Origin of the sequence: Caproicibacterium sp. XB2 (genome assembly GCF_044880635.1) — a bacterium.
GTDB classification, from domain to species: domain Bacteria; phylum Bacillota; class Clostridia; order Oscillospirales; family Acutalibacteraceae; genus Caproicibacterium; species Caproicibacterium lactatifermentans.
Window position 1 is genome coordinate 513,030 of record NZ_CP173227.1, and the last position, 18,546, is coordinate 531,575.

Consider the following 18,546-nt stretch of genomic DNA (forward strand, 5'->3'; position numbering starts at 1 on the left):
CTGCCGCCTTTCCCATTTTCATCAGTATATGACTTTTCGAAAGATTGCGCAATTCCGTGTCGAAACATATAAAAAAATGAATTTGAAATCGCCCACAGAATAAGCTATAATAAGAAAGTAACGTTTTTTGAGTGCCGGCCTTTGGTCGGCACAGGAAAGCAGACAGGAGCGCTTTGCGGGGACAGCCTGCAGGTTGGGAAATTCCCAAATGCAGTGCCGGTGTACATTCCCGCTAAAAAGCACCGCAGCACCCCGTACGCCCGCACAACAGGATGGCACGGGGCCTTTTTGTACAGGCCAGTCCTGAAAAATGAAAGTTAGATGGTGAGTTTATTGAGTGAAGCTTCACTGCAGTTAAGACGACAGGTTTTGGAAAAAGAATTTTCCCGCATAAATGACAGGCAGCGGGAGGCTGTTTTTACCGTGAATGGACCGCTGCTGGTGCTGGCCGGTGCCGGCAGCGGCAAGACCACTGTGCTGGTCAATCGAATTGCCAATTTAATTCGTTATGGCAGCGCCTATCAGGATACTGCGTCTCAGTTGAGCGAACAGGACATAGCGGATATGCAGGAATACCTGCATCATGATACGCCGCTGTCGGAAATCACACGCAGCCATTTGGCGGTGTCCCCAGTGGCGCCGTGGCATATTTTGGCAATAACCTTTACCAACAAGGCTGCCGGGGAATTGAAACAGCGTCTGGCAAATATGCTGGGGGAAGCCGGCAGCCAGGTATGGGCCAGTACGTTCCATTCTTCCTGTGCGCGGATTCTCCGCCAGTTTGGTGACCGGCTGGATTACAGCACCCATTTTACCATTTATGATTCCGATGACTCCAAACGGCTGATGAAAAACTGCCTGAAGGAGCTGGGTGTTGACGAAAAAATCCTCTCCTGCAAGGTTGTGCTGAACGAGATTTCCAGAGCAAAGGACACGCTGACCACACCGAAGGCTTATCAGCAGGCAGCCGGTGACGACAATCGCACCGCAACGATTGCCCGCGCCTATCAGATGTACCAGCAGCACCTGAAGGAAGCGGACGCCATGGATTTTGATGACCTTATCAGCTGTACGGTCCAGCTGCTGCAGGAGAATCCGGATGTTCTGGAACATTTCCAGAAGAAGTTCCGCTATATTATGGTAGATGAGTATCAGGATACAGACCATGCGCAGTACGTTTTGATTAAGCTGCTGGCCGGAACAGATGGTAACCTGTGTGTTGTCGGTGATGACGACCAAAGTATTTATAAGTTCCGCGGGGCCACCATTGAAAATATTCTCAGCTTTGAAAAGACATTTCCCACCGCGAAAACCATTCGTCTGGAGCAGAATTACCGTTCCACACAGACCATTCTGAACGCGGCCAATGCCGTTATTTCCAACAATAAAGAACGCAAGGGGAAAACCCTGTGGACAAAGAACCCCGTTGGCAGCAAGATACAGACCCATACGGCCATCAATGAACAGGACGAGGCCGACTATATCGGCAAGCAGATTTTGGAAGGCGTTGCGGATGGCAGAAAGTTCAGCGATTATGCCATTCTGTACCGCATGAATACACAGTCCAGCGCACTGGAGAAGAATTTTGTAAAATCCGGTATTCCGTACCGCATTATCGGCGGCCTGCGCTTTTATGAGCGCAAGGAAATTCGGGACATGATTGCTTACCTGAGCGTTATCAACAACGCCAGCGACGAAATGCGCCTGCGCCGTATCATCAACCAGCCAAAGCGCAGTATCGGCGACAAAACGCTGGCGGCTGCCTCCCAAATTGCGGACCAGCTCGGTGAGAGTGTGTTCTATGTAATTGACCATGCGAACGAGTTTGAGCCGCTGAAGCGCACCGCACCCAAACTGCTGCAGTTTGCGCACATTATGCGCGGCTTTATGGATATGAACGAAAGCGGCAGCCATACGCTGAAAGAACTTTACGATAAAGTTTTGGAAGATACCAATTACATAGCAAGCCTTGGCAATCCCGCGAACCTGGAGGTACAGGACCGTATTTCCAACCTGCGCCAGCTGGAGAGCAATATTCAGCAGTACGAGGAGGAAAACGGTGAGCTGGCCAGCTTGGACGGCTTCCTGCAGGAAGTTTCATTGATGACGGATATAGACAACTATGACGATAAAGCCGATACTGTTGTGATGATGACCATGCACTCAGCCAAAGGGCTGGAGTTTCCGGTCGTGTTTCTGCCTGGCTTTGAGGACGGCATTTTTCCAGGTGTACAGGCTATTTACAGTCCGGAACAGCTGGAAGAGGAACGCCGGCTGGCCTATGTGGCGATTACCCGCGCACGCGAACAGCTGTATATCCTCAACGCACAGAGCCGCATGATTTTCGGTTCCACAAATCGGAACCGCCCCAGCCGCTTCTTACAGGAAATCCCAGAGGAGCTGATGGAGCACACAGCGGCCCGCAGCTGGAAGCAGCCCAAACCGGGCACGGCGCTTCCGGTGTCCTCCAAAGAGGTGCGGGAGGCGGCCATGGAGTCGGCACTGCACTTTGGCGCGCCGCAGTCAGCACAGGCACACAAGGCCCTGCAGTTCCGCCCCGGCGACCAGGTGGAGCACAGGGCATTTGGCAAGGGCATGGTTCTGTCCGTCACCCCGATGGGCAACGACCACCTGCTGGAGATTGCCTTTGAAAGCAAAGGCACCAAAAGAATTATGGCAAACTTCGCCCACCTGAAGCGCGCATAAGCATATAAAAAAGGCAGATGCTTTTCGGCATCTGCCTTTTTGTCAGCCATTTTCTGGTTGTGGCTTCCCGCAGCTGCCGCAGCCGGAGTCACTCACCCGCGGCGGGAAAAAGGAATCGGTGGGGAAGTCGATGCGTTTGAACATTTCGCAGGGGTTATCGCTGGCGGGCGAGCATTCTTTGCTGGGAACGCAGAAATCGCAAGTGGGAATCAGCATCTGTACATTGCGCACAATCTGCACAATGGAGAACAGGCCGATGGTCACGAATACACTGCGTCCGCACTCAAAGTCGAAATCGCCGCCGAAATGTTCGCACAATTCATCCGGAATTTTATAGCCAGGGCAGCAGCCGGGACGAGCATCCGCAACCCGTGCGGACAGGCCGACCGGCTGGGCCACCTGGCATACGGCTTTTGGCAGGGCACGGCTGCCGACATTGTGCCCTGGTCTGCAGGGACCGTCACTGCTGGTAAAAACTTTTACGTCGCCATCGCTGCCATACAAAATCGCCTTTTTGGTGAACAGCGCAACGCCGTTTACAGCGATGGGGCAGGTAGCCGGTGCTGTGTACACATCCAGGCCGACATCAAAGGCAAAGGTCATGTCAACGGAGTAGAAGCCTTTGTTAAAGGGCACCGGCTCCATATTCATGTACACAGTCAGTACATTGACACTGTGCAGGCGTACACTGACGCTCCGTTCGATAATGGGACGTTTTTCTTTGGTAAAGTATACCTGCAGGTCCTCCAGGCAATCCTTTGCGCTGCAGGAGTCGTAAACCCGCTGGGCATCGATACATACAGCATTCTTCATACTTTCTGTACGCGTACTGTCATTTGTTTCACTCATATTGCAATCCCCCTATCAGGCAAAATGGTTCTCGTTCAGTACTATCTTATGGAGGATGGAGAAAAACGTTCCCAGCGGCAGGCTATTCTGCCGCTGCAGCGGTTGAAAGCGAGGAGAAAGTTTGCTATAATAGAGTGACAAAAAACGACAGGGCGTACCCTGCCTTGCAGGAGGTTTCATTGGTCATGCCACACGTAGAGCTGCTTACCTACACTAAGTTTCCCGAAAAAACGGTCGCTTCGGCGGCAAAGCTGTGCTATTCACCGTCCGATATAGACGCGATTCAGAAGGATATGACAGAGGAAAAAATCAATCATTTTATGGACATCCTGGTGGAAAACCATCATGAAAGCCCGATTGAGCATGCTTCCTTCACGTTTGGCATTGAGGGCGTGTCACGTTCGCTGCTGGCACAGATTACCCGCCACCGCATTGCCAGCTACAGCGTGCAGAGCCAGCGCTATGTGGCTGCCAGCCACTTTTCTTATGTGGTGCCACCGGAGATTGCCGCGATTCCGGCCGCCAAGGAAGAGTATCTGCGTGCCATGGAAGAGGATCAGCAGCACTACGACCATTTATCGGCGCTATTACAGGAAAAGCATAAAGCGGAACTAATGCAGGAGGGCCTTTCTGAAAAAGCCGCGGCCTGCAAGGCACAGAAGATGTCCAATGAGGATGCCCGCTTTGTTCTGCCCAACGCCTGCACAACAAAAATTGTCTGCACTATGGACGCACGCAGCCTGCTACATTTCTTTTCTCTGCGCTGCTGCAGCCGTGCACAGTGGGAAATCCGCGAGGTTGCAGAACAGATGCTTTGGCTGGTGAAGGGGGTTGCACCCCATTTGTTTGCAAAGGCTGGCCCGCCCTGTCTGTATGGCACTTGCCCGGAAGGAAAAATGAGCTGCGGCAAGCAGGCGGAGATGAAAGCGCATTATGCGGCGAAAGAAAAGGCACAGAATGGGTAAACTCCTGGTATTGGAAGGCCTTGACGGCAGCGGCAAGCAAACACAGACAGCGCTGCTGGATCGTGCATTTTCTGAAGCCGGTGCTCCCAGCCGACGCGTGTCTTTTCCGGATTACAACCAGCCCTCTTCTGCACTGGTGAAAATGTACCTGCACGGTGAATTCGGCACACAGCCGCAGGATGTCAACCCGTATGCCGCTTCTTCTTTTTACGCGGTGGATCGTTTCGCTTCTTACCGAAAATTTTGGAAGCAGGACTATGACAACGGCAAGTGCATTTTGGCGGACCGCTATACAACCTCCAACCTGGTTTATCAGCTGCCGAAGCTGCCGCGAAACGAGTGGGACGCTTTCACCCAATGGCTGCTGGATTATGAATATCATCGCCTGGAACTGCCAATACCTGATTTGACCTTGTTTTTGGATATGCCGGAGACGGTTTCCGAGGAGCTGCTGGAAAAGCGCTACCACGGGGACGAGGGGCAAAAAGATATTCATGAAAAAGATACCGCCTTTCAGCATGACTGCCGTGCGGCAGCTCTGTATGCGGCCAATGTGCTGCACTGGAAAGTGATTCCCTGCAGCAGCGGTGGAGCTGTACGAACACCGGAGCAAATTGCAGAACAAATTCGGCAGACGGTGCAGAAAGCCGGTCTGCTGTAAAAAAGCCCATCGAAAGGAAGCCTTTTGTATGGTATATGTATTTTTAGCAAATGGTTTTGAAGAAGTAGAAGCACTGTCCACGGTCGATATTCTCCGCCGTGCCGGCCAGGAAGTTTTGACGGTCGGTGTGGGCGGCAGGGAAATTGTCGGTGCACATCATATTCCGGTAACAGCTGATGTATCGGAAGCGGATTTGAATATGGCACAGCGTCCGGCAGACATGGTGGTTTTGCCCGGTGGAATGCCCGGTACCCTTCATTTGGAGCGGTCCGCAACCGTTCGTGCGGCAGTAAATGACTGCGTGCGGCGCGGAAAATATCTGGCTGCTATCTGTGCGGCACCCTCTGTTTTGGGACATTGGGGCCTGCTTAACGGCCATACAGCCACCTGCTTCCCGGGCTTTGAAAAAGACTTGCACTGTACGGTCAGCAAAGAATCTGTGGTGCAAAGTGGAAATGTGATTACCGCCCGTGGTGCCGGTGTGGCGGTAGACTTCGCACTGAAGCTCACGGCGGTTTTGTGCGGACCGGAAAAAGCAAAGGAAGTTAAAGAATCAATTCAATGCGTATAAAGGGAAATATTAAAGAAGTAAAACAGGGGCTGCGCCAAAAATGCCGGGCGTACCGGGAATCGCTTTCTCCGCAGCAGAAACAGCAGATGGATGCGGCAATCCGCACCCGTCTGTTTCGTCTGTCTGTTTATCGACAGAGCCGAATCCTTTTCACATATGTCAGCAAACCAATTGAAGTGGACACCATTGCGATTATTCGCCATGCACTGACGCATGGCAGGCAGGTAGCTGTGCCGCGCTGTATCCCGGGCACGCATCGGATGCAGTTTTACTTCATTCATTCCCTGGACGACCTTACGCCGGGGACCTTTGGAGTATTGGAGCCGGATATCGAACGCTGTCAGCCCGTAACGGACCTTAGTCAAGGACTGTGCATTGTGCCGGGGCTAAGCTTTGACTCACAGGGATATCGGCTGGGGTACGGAAAAGGATATTATGACCGTTTCTTGGCCGCTTTTGGCGGCAGCACAATCGGTATTTGTTACCGGAACTGTGCCCCGTGGAAGCTCCCGCACGGCTACTATGATCGTCCAGTTGACCTTTTAATTACAGAAAAATATATCCGAAATATCCACAGGGCAGGGAAGCACGCTTCCAGCCGTCAGGAGGTACGTCATGGCTGAAAATGAACATCAGCAGTCCCTTAGCAGCTTCAGCGGAGATGCGGCAATGCGTGCGGAAGCTGCAAGGGAAGCTGCCGATGAAAAGAGGGCAATCCGCAACCATAAGCGGCGCAACCGGGAGAAGCGAAAAAAGAATCGTCATTTTTTTCTCGCTGTATGGTGGTGCATGGTTATTTTGGTGGGGCTGGTGCTGGGGCAGTTCCTCATTACGGGACTGAATGATATTTTGGCGGTAAACCGTACCAGTTCCAATGTAACCGTGCAGATACCCATCAGCACAACGGAGGATTCGATAAAACCATCTGCCCTAAAAAAACTGAACGGGCAGAAACTACAGAGCGCAAAATCTTCTAACCGTGAAATTACCCGCAAAGTGGCAAATATTCTGCACCAAGCAGGATTGGTGGACGACCCGGATGTTTTTTGTATGTATGTACGTCTGCGCAAAGCGGACGGCTGTTTTCACAACGGCACTTGGCAAATTAACGCCAAAACCGATTATGAAGAACTTATCAATACGCTGGAGTCCAACGAAGGCCGCAAAGACACTATTAAGGTAACCATTCCGGAAGGACAGAATGCGGTGGAGATTGCCCGCCTTCTGCAAAAAAACGGTGTGATTTCTTCTTCCCAGAAGTTCTTGGACGTGCTGAATACCAATGCCTTTGACAGCACCTATACGATGGTTTCCGATTTAAAGAACCTAAAGGGACGGTATTATAAATTTGAAGGATATCTGTTCCCGGATACCTATGAATTCTACCAAAATGAGGACCCGCAGAATGTGCTGCAGAAGATGCTGAATGATTCCAACGAACGCTATACCAAAGAAATCCGTGAAAAGGCAAAGGCAAAGAACATGACGCTGGACCAGCTGATTACCTTGGCTTCCATTATCCAGGCGGAATCAGCGGATTCAGCGGATATGCTGAATGTTTCTTCGGTACTGCAAAACCGGCTGAAGTATGGCAGCCAGTACAATATTTATACGCTGGACTGTGATTCTACCATGTACTATCCTTACCGCTCCAAATCGGATGTTCCGTCCAGTTTGGGCAGCAGCTATAAGAGTAAGTATAACACCTATACAATGAAGGGGCTGCCTGCTGGTGCTGTGTGCAATCCGGGTATTGCAGCTATTAACGCGGCGCTGAACCCGAATCAGACTTCGTATTTATATTTCTGTCATAATCCAAAGACCAAAAAAGCATACTATGCGTCCACACAGGAAGAGCATACCGATAACTTAGTAGAGGCAGGACTGACAAAATGAGCTTTGAAAAAATACCCGACCGTCTGCCGGAGCTGCTGGCTCCAGCGGGGGATATGGAGCGGCTGCAGGCCGCCGTACAGTTTGGTGCAGATGCCGTTTATTTGGCCGGCACACAGTTTGGCATGCGCAGTGCGCCCTCCAACTTTACACCGCAGCAGCTGGCGGATGGCGTCCGCTTTGCCCACAGCCACGGTGTGCGCATCTATCTGACCTGCAACATTATTCCGCACAACAGTGATGTTGAGCATTTGGAACCGTTCCTGCGCATGGCGCGGGATGCCGGTGTGGATGCCTTTATCGTTACGGATATGGGTGTTATGGAAATGGCACAGAAGGTAGCGCCGCAGGTGGACATTCATATTTCTACCCAGACCGGCGTAACCAACTATGCGGCTGCACGACGTCTTTATGATTTGGGTGCCAAACGTGTGGTGTTGGCACGGGAACTTTCCCTGGAAGAGGTGGCAACCCTGCGTGCCAAAACACCGAAGGACCTGGAAATCGAGTGCTTTGTGCATGGAGCCATGTGTGTTTCTATTTCCGGCCGCTGCCTGCTTTCCAACTACTTTACCGGACGGGACGGCAACCACGGCGAGTGTGCGCAGCCCTGCCGCTGGAAATATGCCCTGTGTGAAGAAACCCGCCCCGGGGTGTACCTGCCGATTGATGAGGACAGCAACGGCAGCTACATTTTAAATGCAAAAGACATGAATATGTCCGAACATATCCCGGAACTGCTGCAGGCCGGTGTGGACAGCCTGAAAATAGAGGGCCGCGCCAAGTCGGCATACTACACAGCGGCCGCAACCAACGCGTACCGCCGGGCACTGAATGACGCTATAGCGGGCAAACCGCTGACGCCGTGGGTCAAAGAGGAACTGAATAAAATCAGTCACCGCCAGTACAGTACTGGTTTTTACTTTGGCCGTCCGGATGAAAGTTTGACGCTGGGCAGCTATGTGCGTGACTATGAAGTTGCGGCTGTGTGCGAATCGTACCACAACGGCGTAGCGGTTTTGTCACAGCGCAACCGCTTTTTCCGCGGCGATACAGCCGATGTGCTGGAGCCCGGAAAGGCACCCTATCTTGTAAAAATGGACCATATTGAAAACGGAGATGGGGAACCAATTGAGTCCGCTAACCATGCAGTTATGCGTGTACTGCTTTACACAGATACACCGATTGCCCCCGGTGCGCTGCTGCGTATCCGCAAACAAAAAGACTGAACAGAAAAAATTATCGTTACCAAAATAAGGAATGAAAAAGTCCTCTGCTGGGAATACTTTCAGCGGGGGGCTTTTTGTATGCAGAAGACGGAAAAACGAGTTCTCTGGACGTTGGGCGTCATGCTGCTGCTGTTCGCTTTTTGTATGGCGCAGCTGCTGCAGGCAACGCTTTGGCGGGGAACTTTGGCACAGACGGCTGCCACACAGCAGCATCTTACCCTCACTTTTTCAGCGGGCCGCGGTACGGTATATGACCGGAATATGCAGGCGTTGACCGGCGGTAGAATCACCTATCTGACAGCGGTGGAGCCTGGGCGGGAGTCGGCGGCGGCGCTTAGCCGGTCACTGTCAAAGCAGCAAATGCAGGCACTGTATCCGCAGCTAAAAGAGGGGTATCCATTTTTCACCTATTTGCCGGTACGGGTGAAAGGGGAAGGTGTGCTGAGCTTTCCACAGCAGCAGCGCCGTCCCTCACATCCGCTGGCACCGCATTTGGTTGGCTATTTGGACGGCAGCGGGCACGGTGTCTGCGGTGCCGAAAAAGCCTTTGACAAGGTCCTTTCCAGCGCCGCATCGACAACCCGCATTACCTATACGGTGGATGCACTGCGGCACCCACTGCCGGGGGAACAGCCACAGGTCACTTCCACCGCGGCAGGCACATCGTCCAGCGAAGTGCTGACCATAGACAGTGGCCTGCAAAAGTTGGCGGAAACGGCGGCAGGAACGGCTTTTGAAAAAGGCGCCGTAGTTATCCTAAAAGCCGGAAGCGGTGAAATCTTAGCCAGTGCCAGTTTGCCGTCCTTCGACCCAGCGGACCTTTCAAAAACGGTGCAGCAGGCAGATGGAGCCTTAGTGGACCGCACCCTTGCACCATGCAGTGTGGGTTCGGTCTTTAAAATTGCTGCCGCGGCGGCAGCGCTGGAAAACGGGCTGGACCCAAACGCAGTGTATACCTGTCACGGCAGTGAAACGGCCGGCGGCTTTGCCTTTCACTGTGCGGGCGGAGAATCGCACGGCCGCATCACTTTGCAGCAGGCGCTGGCACAGTCCTGCAATTCGTATTTTGTATCCTGTATGCGGAAAGTACCGCCGACCGCTTTTCTGCAGATGGCGCGGCGGTTGGGATTTGGGCAGAAAACAGAGATCGCACCGCAGCTTTGCGGCGGTGCCGGAACGCTGCCGAGTTTGCTGGAACTCAAAAATCCGCGGGCGCTAGCAAACTTTTCATTTGGACAGGGAACACTGACGGCTTCCCCCATGCAGGTGGCAGCTATGGTCAATGCTGTTGCTTCCGGCGGCATTTATACGCGGCCATCGTTGTCGCTGGGCACTGCGAATGCCACAGGGAAAATAGTTGTGCCAGCGGAAAAGCCGGCCGGCACACGGGCCTTTACGCAGCGGACGGCGGACCTTATCCGTGACGGCATGGAGATGAGCGCCGAAAAAGGCACCGGGCGCGCGGGAAAACCGCAGTATGTTAAGGCAGCGGTGAAAACGGCAACGGCACAAACCGGACATTACACGGCGGGGAAAGAGGACGTAGTCAGCTGGTATGCGGGATTCTTTCCGGTGGATTCGCCGCGGTATGTTGTGGTCATTATGGAGGACGGCGGCAGCGGCGGCGGCGTCAGCTGCGGCCCAATCTTCCGCCGCATTGCGGATACACTGTACCCGAAAGATTGACATTTCTCGTCTTCCTGTTTATAATAATGCCATAAGGAAAAGACGATGAAGGGCATGAAGCCCCAGCAGGATTGTACAGAGAGCTGGCATATGGTGAAAGCCGGACTTCTTTGCTGGCGGCCGGCCGGCCCAGAGTTCCCCGCGGCGAGCGGCGGCGTTTTCCCGCGTTAAGGGCAAAGAGAGGCGCTCCTCAGGCGCAATTTGGGTGGTACCACGGGTGTTCCCGTCCCATTGCGGACGGGGCACCTTTCTTTTTTTGTTATTTCTATAAACGCAAAATTTTACGAATAAAAGGATGGAGAACAGCAATATGAAGTGGATGGGATTGAATGAAATCCGAGAAAAATATCTGGAATTTTTCGAGAGCAAGGGGCACCTGCGGCTGCCTAGCTTTTCACTGATTCCAAAAGATGATAACTCCCTGCTGCTGATTAATAGCGGCATGGCACCTATGAAAAAATACTTTACCGGCGAGGTGACACCGCCCCGCCGCCGTGTAACGACCTGCCAGAAGTGCATTCGTACCGGCGATATTGAAAACGTCGGCATTACCGACCGCCACGGCACGTTCTTTGAAATGCTCGGCAATTTCTCCTTCGGTGATTACTTTAAGCATGAGGCCATTGCGTGGGCATGGGAGTTCTGCACGAAAGTAATGGAGATGCCTGAGGACCGGCTGTGGGTTACCATTTATTTGGACGATGACGAGGCGTTTGATATTTGGACCAAAGAAATCGGCGTATCGCCGGACCATATTGTCCGCCTTGGAAAAGAGGACAACTTCTGGGAACACGGTTCCGGTCCCTGCGGCCCTTGCTCCGAGATTTACTTTGACCGCGGCCCGGAACACGGCTGCGGCAAACCTACCTGTGGTGTCAGCTGCGACTGCGACCGCTACGTTGAATTCTGGAACGTTGTCTTTTCCCAGTTTAACTGTGACGGCCATGGCCATTATCCGCCCATGGAGCACCCGAATATTGATACTGGCATGGGGCTGGATCGACTGGCCTGCATTATGCAGAATGTTGATAATATGTTCCTTGTTGATACAGCACAAAACATTATGAAGACCATCGGCAGCATTGCTCATGTGGAGTACGGCAAAGACAAGCAGGCGGATATTTCCCTACGCGTCATTACCGACCATACACGTGCGGCAACCTTTATGATAGGTGACGGCGTTATGCCCAGCAATGAGGGCCGCGGCTACGTGTTGCGCCGTCTGCTGCGTCGTGCGGCTCGCCACGGGCGTTTGCTTGGTGTTCATGAACCGTTCCTCGCAAAGGTTGCCGAGTCGGTCATCCACGAAAATAAGGGTGCTTATCCGGAGCTGGAAGAAAAGGAAGCCATGATTCTGAAGCTGATTTCCGTAGAAGAAGAAAGCTTTTCCCGCACGATTGACCAGGGCTCGCAGCTGCTGGACGACATCATTGCGCAGAATAAGGATAAGGTCATTTCCGGTGACGATGCCTTTAAGCTTAGCGATACCTACGGCTTTCCCATTGACCTGACAAAAGAGATTGCTGCCGAACACGATATGACCGTTGATGAGGATACCTTCCAAAAGCGTATGCAGGAGCAGAAAGAGCGTGCTCGTGCGGCCCGTAAAAACGCCGGTGCAGATGCTTGGGCGGGTGAAAGTGACCTCCTGGAAAGTGTGCCGGAAACCGAGTTCCATGGCTATACCGAAAAGACGGTACAGGCAAAAGTCGTGGCAATTGTGAAGGATGGCAAACGGGCAGAGTCCGTGGACGCAGGCGATAAAATCGGACTGGTCCTCGACAAAACGACCTTCTACGGTGAAAGCGGCGGACAGGTTGGCGATACCGGTTCCATCAGTGCGGAAGACGCGGTGCTGCTGGTGCAGGATACCACGAAAAATCATGCCAAAAACTTTATCCATCACTGCACTGTACAGGTAGGCACCATTCGTGTCGGCGATACGGTGACAGCACAGCCGGACTGGAAGCGCCGGGAGTCCATCATGCGCAACCATACGGCGGCACATTTGCTGCAGGCGGCTCTGCGCCGTGTACTGGGCACACATGTGGAGCAGGCCGGGCAGTTGGTAAATGAAGAGCATGTGCGGTTTGACTTTACGCATTTTGCAGCCTTGACATCGGAAGAACTGCAGAAAGTAGAGAATATGGTCAATGACATTATCCTGGCGGCAGTGCCGGTAAAAGTGCGTGAGATGCCGATTGATGAGGCGAAAAAGCTGGGCGCAATGGCACTGTTCGGAGAAAAGTACGGCAAAATTGTGCGTGTCGTTTCTGCGGGCGATTTCAGCAAGGAATTCTGCGGCGGCACCCATGTGGACAATACAGCGAAGCTTGGACTATTTAAAGTCATTTCCGAAACCAGTGCGGCTGCCGGTGTGCGCCGCATTGAGGCGGTGACAGGCCGCGGTGTCAGCCGTTTACTGAACCAGAGCCTTTCCGTCATCAATCGTACGGCGGCTGCCTTAAAACTTAACAATGCTGCGGATTTGCCGGAACACGCGGAGCAGGTCGCCGCACAGCTGAAGCAGACGGAAAATGAGCTGGAAAAAGAAAAATCGAAACTGGCAGCTCAGAAGGTGGAACACCTGCTTGCCAATGCCAAAACGGCTGGCAGTGTGCGTGTCTGCACCGCAAAGGTGAACGGCGCGGACGCGGCTGCCCTGCGCACCATGTGCGACCAGGCCCGCAGCAGTGCAGATGATTTGGTGGCGGTTTTTGCCGGTGTGAACGGCGCAAAGGCCAATTTGGCAGTTGCTGTTGGCAAGCAGGCCCTGAAACAGGGCGCGCATGCCGGAAAGATTGCAAAGGCCGTGGCACAGCTCGCCGGCGGCAACGGCGGCGGCAAGCCCGATTTTGCTATGGCTGGTGCCCGTGACTTCAGCAAGCTGGATACAGCCCTGCAGGCCGCCGCGGGAATTGTTGCAGATATGGTAAAGTGAATTCTGTACTTGCGCATTTTCCAAAAACTGATTATAATATTATTTTGGTGGGAGTTCTGCATAAGTGCTTTTTTGCGGAACATTTGTCATGAAAAACGGGGAAAGGAGGAAAGACAGCATGGATTGCGTATTCTGCAAGATTGCTTCCGGGGAAATCCCCAGCACGCGTGTTTATGAAGATGACCTCTGCGTTGCTTTTAAAGATTTGGAGCCGCAGGCACCGGTTCATCTGCTGATTATCCCGCGGGAACACATTGCTTCTGCGGAGGAAATTACGCCGAAGAACAGCGCAATTGTTGCCCATATTTTTGAGGTAGCAGCCAAGCTGGCGAAAGAAAACCATTTGGACCGCGGCTGGCGTATTGTCAGCAATGTTGGTGAAGAAGGCGGTCAGTCCGTTAAACACCTGCATTTTCATCTGTTAGGAGGGCGCCCAATGGCGTGGCCGCCCGGCTGACTGGCTGAAGGTCAGCAAGCAGAATTTTATACTTATAAGATGAGAAAGGCCGGTTACCTGTGAATCAAATTGTTACAATCAATGGCTTAAAATATTACCATATGACCATCGCGGGCTGTGAGCGCGATTTGCCAATCTGCCCCATCAGCGATACCATGGACATTGCCGGATTCGTTATGCTGGGTGATGTGGAAATCACAAAGGCAAGTGCTGCTGCACTGCTGAAGTGCTGCCCGGAACATGACGTGGTGGTCACAGCGGAAACAAAGGGCATTCCGCTGGCTTATGAAATGGCCCGTCAGGGCTGCGGCCGTTACATCGTTGCACGCAAGAGCGTCAAGGCGTATATGCGCAACCCGATTCATGTGGAGGTCAATTCCATTACGACCGACCATATGCAGGAACTGTATCTGGCGGAGGACGACTATAAAGGTCTGAAGGACAAACGGGTGCTGATTGTGGACGACGTTATCAGCACCGGCGAGTCACTGGCCGCTATGGAAAAACTGGTTGAGCGCTTTGACGGCAACATTGTCGGCCGTGCTTCTGTTTTGGCGGAAGGGGACGCAAAGGACCGCAAGGATATTATTTATCTGGAGCCGCTGCCGATGTTTTCACATGAGAAATAATTAGGAGATTCCAAATGAAACGACCGCTTGCGTTGGTAGGTTTTACATATCTGCTGACACAGGCGGTTTCTATTTTTCTGGGAAGACAGGCGGCAGGTATCTTGGGTGCTGCCTGTCTATTAGCCGGGCTGCTGCTGTTGCTGTTGCGCAAAAAACGGACAGGGCAGGATTGTGTTCTGCCTGCGGCGGCTTTTACGGCGGCCGCTGCCTGTCTGCTCTTTTGCTGGATGAGCTTTTCATATGAGCAGGCAGTACAGCAATATGCGGGCAGAAATGTGTTGGTAAAGGGAATGGTGTCCGAAGAACCGGACTATTCTTCCGGAAAGGCGTTTTATACGCTGACGGTTACTAGCTGCGGTGGCAGTCGGCAGACACCGCTGGCTGGGAAAGAGCTGCGTCTGTCGGCGAATGAGTCGTTTTCGGCGGAAACATTTGATGATTTTCGGGGGACAGTACATTTGTATCGGTCGGGCGGCAGCGGATATTTTTCCAACCGCAACCGACTGCTGGCCCACAAAACGGTGCTGCAGGGGTATATCCAGACGGGAGAACCATATACCCTGAATACCGGTTCTCCGCCGGTTTGGAAGCGTGTGTTTTACAGTGCCCGCCGGTACCTTTTGGACAGTGTTGCATGGAATTTGCCGTCACCGGAAAATGCATTGGTCAGCGGCATATTGGCCGGCGAAAAACAAGCGATACCGGATGCAGTGGAAGAAGCCTTCCGCGGCGCGGGAGTATCCCATCTGCTAAGCGTTTCTGGGCTGCATATGGCGGCCGCAGCACAGCTTCTCCTGTTGTTTTTGTCGCTGCTTCCACTTTCCCGCAGAGGGCGCAGCGTTTTGGCCGCAGCCGGTGTCATTTTATTTATGGGCGTCACCTGTTTTACGCCTTCTGTTGTGCGCAGTGGTATTATGTACCTAATCATGCTGTGCGGCAGGTGCTTTTACCGCCGTGCGGACAGCCTTAATTCCCTTGGCTTTGCGGTACTGCTGCTGTGCCTCTTTAGCCCATTCGCTGCGGCTGACTGCAGCCTGCTGCTTAGCTTTTCGGCAACTTTGGGGATTTTGCTGTGGACAGGTCCGGTACAGAAATTTGTAAGGACATACAGCAAAAATAAAGTACAAAAGAAACTGTTGAATTATTTTCTGGGCACCCTTATGATGTCACTGGCCGCCACATTATTTACGCTTCCGGTGTCATTGCTTGCATTTGAGGAACTTTCTTTGGTTTCACCGCTGGCAAATCTGCTGGTGCTCACGCCCTCCAGTCTAATGATTTATACAGGACTGCTGGCCGTGCTGGTGGGTGCCTGTCCGGTGCTCGGCGGAGCAGCCGCTGTTTTGTGGAAGCTGACTGAATGGCTGGCACATTACCTAATTGCAAGTACGGCATGGTGTGCATCCCTGCCGTTTGCGCAGGTGCCGACCGGATATCGGTTTGTGCGGCTATGGTTGGGTGCCGCACTGTTGCTTTTTGGGGCGGCCTGTCTGCTGTGCTGCCGCCGGAAGGAGCTGCCGTTGCGTTTGACCGCATTGCTTGCGGCGGTATTGTTGTTTGCAAACGGGTACATTTGGCAGCTGACGAATTATCAAAAGTATAAAATTACGATTGCGGCCAGCAGTGAGGGCGTCAGCGCAATCTTAACGTATGGCAGGCATGGCGCGGTTGTCGGTTTTGGGGCGGGCAGCTATGCCATAGAGCGCATTTTGCGGCGGGAGCAGGTTAGGCAGCTGGACATGGTTGTTCTTTTGAGCCAGTCTAATAGGGAAAGCCAGCAGGCAACAGCGGTCATTTCAGAGTGGAACCCACCGCAGGTTGTTTTGCCGCCGGGTCCCGTCTTGGATGGCCTGTTGGAGCAAACGCTGGCAGCAATTCACTGCCGCTGTTTTTCCGGCAGCAGGTCAGAGGCCTCCCTATGGAATTCTGTACTGCTGACATACGCAGACGGCGTGACACAGCTTCGTATGGGGCGGCTGAGCATCCTTTTTTGCGGGGACAGCGCCAACCCTGCGGCGGCCGGCTTTGTCGGTACGCAGATTTTGGTGTGCAGCAGTCTGCCAAAGGGTGCGGCACAGCTGCCGTCGAATATGACTATTTTATGTGGTGCTCCCAATACATACAAGGCCTATGCGCCCGCCCAGCGGGGACTGCCGGTTGTGCTGGGCGGGGAAGAGGACCTGGTGCTGCTGCCGGAACAGACCGGCGCGGTGCAGTTTAGGAGGAATGACTGATGCCAGAATGCAGGGAAAGCGACCTAAAAAAGCAGATAGAAGCGAACACGCTAACCGGGCTGTATGTCCTGTACGGGGACGAAAAGTATATGGTCGCCTACTGGGCAAAGCGGCTGATAAAAAAAGCGGCGGGTAAAACGTTTCTGGACTTTAATCTACAGTGTTTTTCTGGTGACGCCGCCGCGGACGCACTGGACGATGCGGTGCAGGCGCTGCCGTTTATGGCGTCGCGCAAGTGTGTGGCGGTGTCTGATTTGTCACTGGACGGCCGCACGCCGTCTGAAAACAAAAAGCTGCTGCAGCTTTTTGCGGATGTGCCGGACACAACGGTACTGGTTCTGTCCTTTGCGGCGAGTGACCCGCCGTTTCAGAAGGACAAAAAGTGGAAAAAGTTATATACAGAATGCAGTAAATCCGGAACGTGCGTTGCCTGCCGGAAACACAGCCGGCCGGAGCTGGAAAAAACGCTGGTGGCGGCTGCAAACCGCCGCGGCTGTGTGCTGCAGCGGGTGGACGCGGGGAAGATGGTGCGCTATGTCGGTGACGACCTGACCGCACTGCACGGCGAGCTGGAAAAAGTCTGTGCCTACACCGGCAGCGGACCGATTGCGCCCAAAACCATTGACCTATTGGTTACGCGCAATTTGGAGGCACGTGTGTACAATCTAAGTCGTGCCTTGCTGGCGGGACACAGCGGGCAGGCGTACCGGATTTTAAATCAGCTGCTGGAGCAGAACGAGCCGCCGGTTCGCATTCTGGCGGTGCTGACGGGTGCTTATGTTGATTTATACCGTGTGCGTACTGCCTTGCAGAGCGGCGAAAGCGCCATGGAACCAGCCAAGTATTTTCCGGAGTACAAAAATCGCCAGTTCCGTTTGACCAATGCGGAGCGGGACGCGCACGGTCTTTCCACACAAAGGCTGCGTGCCAGTCTGGACATTCTGCTGGCGGCGGACCTCGACCTGAAAGGTTCCCACACGGCGGAACAGCTAATTTTGGAAAAGGCGCTGGCACGGCTGCTGTTGGCTGCAAGAGGGGAGAAGAGCGCGTGAACAAACTGAAAATTCGGGAAGCCGTAGTGGTGGAGGGCAAGTATGATAAAATTAAGCTCTCGGCGCTTATCGACGCGCCCATTCTGGTGACAAACGGCTTTGGTATTTTCCGTGACCAGCAGCAGCTGGAACTGCTGCGGCAAATGGCAGACCGGCGCGGTCTGTTAATTTTAACAGATAGCGACTCGGCGGGCTTTTTGATACGCAACTACCTGAAAGGTGCCATAGACCCGAAAAAGATGAAGCAGGCGTATATTCCAGACATATACGGCAAGGAAAAGCGCAAGTCTGCACCGGGAAAAGAGGGCAAGCTGGGCGTGGAGGGCATTCCGATGCCCATTTTGCGGCAGTGCCTTTTGCAGGCGGGCGTGAAGGTGCAGGACGCACCGCTGCCAGAACGCCCCATCACCAAAACGGATTTTTACGAGCTGGGCCTTTCCGGCGGAACGAAAAGCGCCGAAAAACGCCGGGCAGTACAGCGGGCACTGCGCCTGCCGGAGCGCCTGTCCGCCAATGCACTGCTGGAGGTTCTGAACACCCTGACCACTTATGCGGACCTGTGCCAGCTGTGCCATCGGTTTTTTCCAGACAAACAGGCATAAAGAAACACCGCCGTTCATTCATATAACGGCGGTGTTTCTTTTGCAATAAAGCGGCGGCACCGGAGGAAACC

15 protein-coding genes are annotated in these 18,546 nt (G+C 53.3%); 14 read left to right on the forward strand and 1 reads right to left on the reverse strand.

The annotated features are described in order from the left end of the window. Positions 1 to 321 precede the first annotated feature (321 nt). Positions 322 to 2,706 (forward strand): ATP-dependent helicase, encoded by a 2,385-nt coding sequence (locus tag ACIHKT_RS02375; RefSeq protein ID WP_086035319.1) that lies wholly within the window; start codon positions 322 to 324, stop codon positions 2,704 to 2,706. Positions 2,707 to 2,748: 42 nt separating this feature from the next. On the opposite strand, the gene ACIHKT_RS02380 is transcribed toward ACIHKT_RS02375, so the two are convergent. Continuing rightward, positions 2,749 to 3,555 (reverse strand): hypothetical protein, encoded by an 807-nt coding sequence (locus ACIHKT_RS02380; RefSeq protein WP_236849671.1) that lies wholly within the window; start codon positions 3,553 to 3,555, stop codon positions 2,749 to 2,751. 185 nt (positions 3,556 to 3,740) lie between these two features. Between ACIHKT_RS02380 and thyX the strand changes: the two genes are divergently transcribed. The 13 genes from thyX to ACIHKT_RS02445 all read left to right on the forward strand — a co-directional run bounded on the left by thyX (position 3,741) and on the right by ACIHKT_RS02445 (position 18,475). Further along, entirely contained in the window at positions 3,741 to 4,520 is a 780-nt protein-coding gene (thyX, locus tag ACIHKT_RS02385; protein WP_086035320.1) for an FAD-dependent thymidylate synthase, read from the forward strand. Further along, complete coding sequence (locus ACIHKT_RS02390; protein ID WP_086035321.1) at positions 4,513 to 5,181, forward strand: dTMP kinase; 669 nt, start codon at positions 4,513 to 4,515, stop codon at positions 5,179 to 5,181. The genes thyX and ACIHKT_RS02390 overlap by 8 nt, the downstream gene beginning before the upstream one ends. A 28-nt stretch (positions 5,182 to 5,209) precedes the next feature. Further along, positions 5,210 to 5,752, forward strand: a complete 543-nt coding sequence (locus ACIHKT_RS02395) for a DJ-1 family glyoxalase III (RefSeq protein WP_086035322.1) — start codon at positions 5,210 to 5,212, stop codon at positions 5,750 to 5,752. Then, positions 5,743 to 6,375, forward strand: coding sequence for a 5-formyltetrahydrofolate cyclo-ligase (locus ACIHKT_RS02400; RefSeq protein WP_086035323.1), 633 nt, complete (start codon positions 5,743 to 5,745; stop codon positions 6,373 to 6,375). Before ACIHKT_RS02395 ends, ACIHKT_RS02400 begins: the two co-directional genes overlap by 10 nt. Further along, on the forward strand, positions 6,368 to 7,648 hold the full coding sequence (gene mltG, locus ACIHKT_RS02405; protein WP_086035324.1) for an endolytic transglycosylase MltG: 1,281 nt from the start codon (positions 6,368 to 6,370) through the stop codon (positions 7,646 to 7,648). The genes ACIHKT_RS02400 and mltG overlap by 8 nt, the downstream gene beginning before the upstream one ends. Beyond that, positions 7,645 to 8,874, forward strand: a complete 1,230-nt coding sequence (locus tag ACIHKT_RS02410) for a peptidase U32 family protein (protein ID WP_086035325.1) — start codon at positions 7,645 to 7,647, stop codon at positions 8,872 to 8,874. Before mltG ends, ACIHKT_RS02410 begins: the two co-directional genes overlap by 4 nt. Before the next feature lie 78 nt (positions 8,875 to 8,952). Next, complete coding sequence (locus ACIHKT_RS02415; protein ID WP_086035326.1) at positions 8,953 to 10,560, forward strand: penicillin-binding protein 2; 1,608 nt, start codon at positions 8,953 to 8,955, stop codon at positions 10,558 to 10,560. Between the two features lie 310 nt (positions 10,561 to 10,870). Beyond that, a complete protein-coding gene (gene alaS, locus ACIHKT_RS02420) occupies positions 10,871 to 13,501 on the forward strand; it encodes an alanine--tRNA ligase (RefSeq protein WP_404352685.1) in 2,631 nt (876 codons plus the stop codon). Between the two features lie 118 nt (positions 13,502 to 13,619). Further along, entirely contained in the window at positions 13,620 to 13,958 is a 339-nt protein-coding gene (locus tag ACIHKT_RS02425) for a histidine triad nucleotide-binding protein (RefSeq protein ID WP_086035328.1), read from the forward strand. A 101-nt stretch (positions 13,959 to 14,059) separates the two neighbouring features. Next, a complete protein-coding gene (locus tag ACIHKT_RS02430) occupies positions 14,060 to 14,587 on the forward strand; it encodes a phosphoribosyltransferase family protein (protein WP_086036814.1) in 528 nt (175 codons plus the stop codon). A 14-nt stretch (positions 14,588 to 14,601) separates the two neighbouring features. Continuing rightward, entirely contained in the window at positions 14,602 to 16,821 is a 2,220-nt protein-coding gene (locus tag ACIHKT_RS02435; protein ID WP_086035329.1) for a ComEC/Rec2 family competence protein, read from the forward strand. Beyond that, on the forward strand, positions 16,821 to 17,873 hold the full coding sequence (holA, locus tag ACIHKT_RS02440) for a DNA polymerase III subunit delta (RefSeq protein WP_174193418.1): 1,053 nt from the start codon (positions 16,821 to 16,823) through the stop codon (positions 17,871 to 17,873). The genes ACIHKT_RS02435 and holA overlap by 1 nt, the downstream gene beginning before the upstream one ends. Next, a complete protein-coding gene (locus ACIHKT_RS02445) occupies positions 17,870 to 18,475 on the forward strand; it encodes a toprim domain-containing protein (protein WP_236849670.1) in 606 nt (201 codons plus the stop codon). The genes holA and ACIHKT_RS02445 overlap by 4 nt, the downstream gene beginning before the upstream one ends. The last annotated feature ends 71 nt before the right edge of the window (positions 18,476 to 18,546 follow it).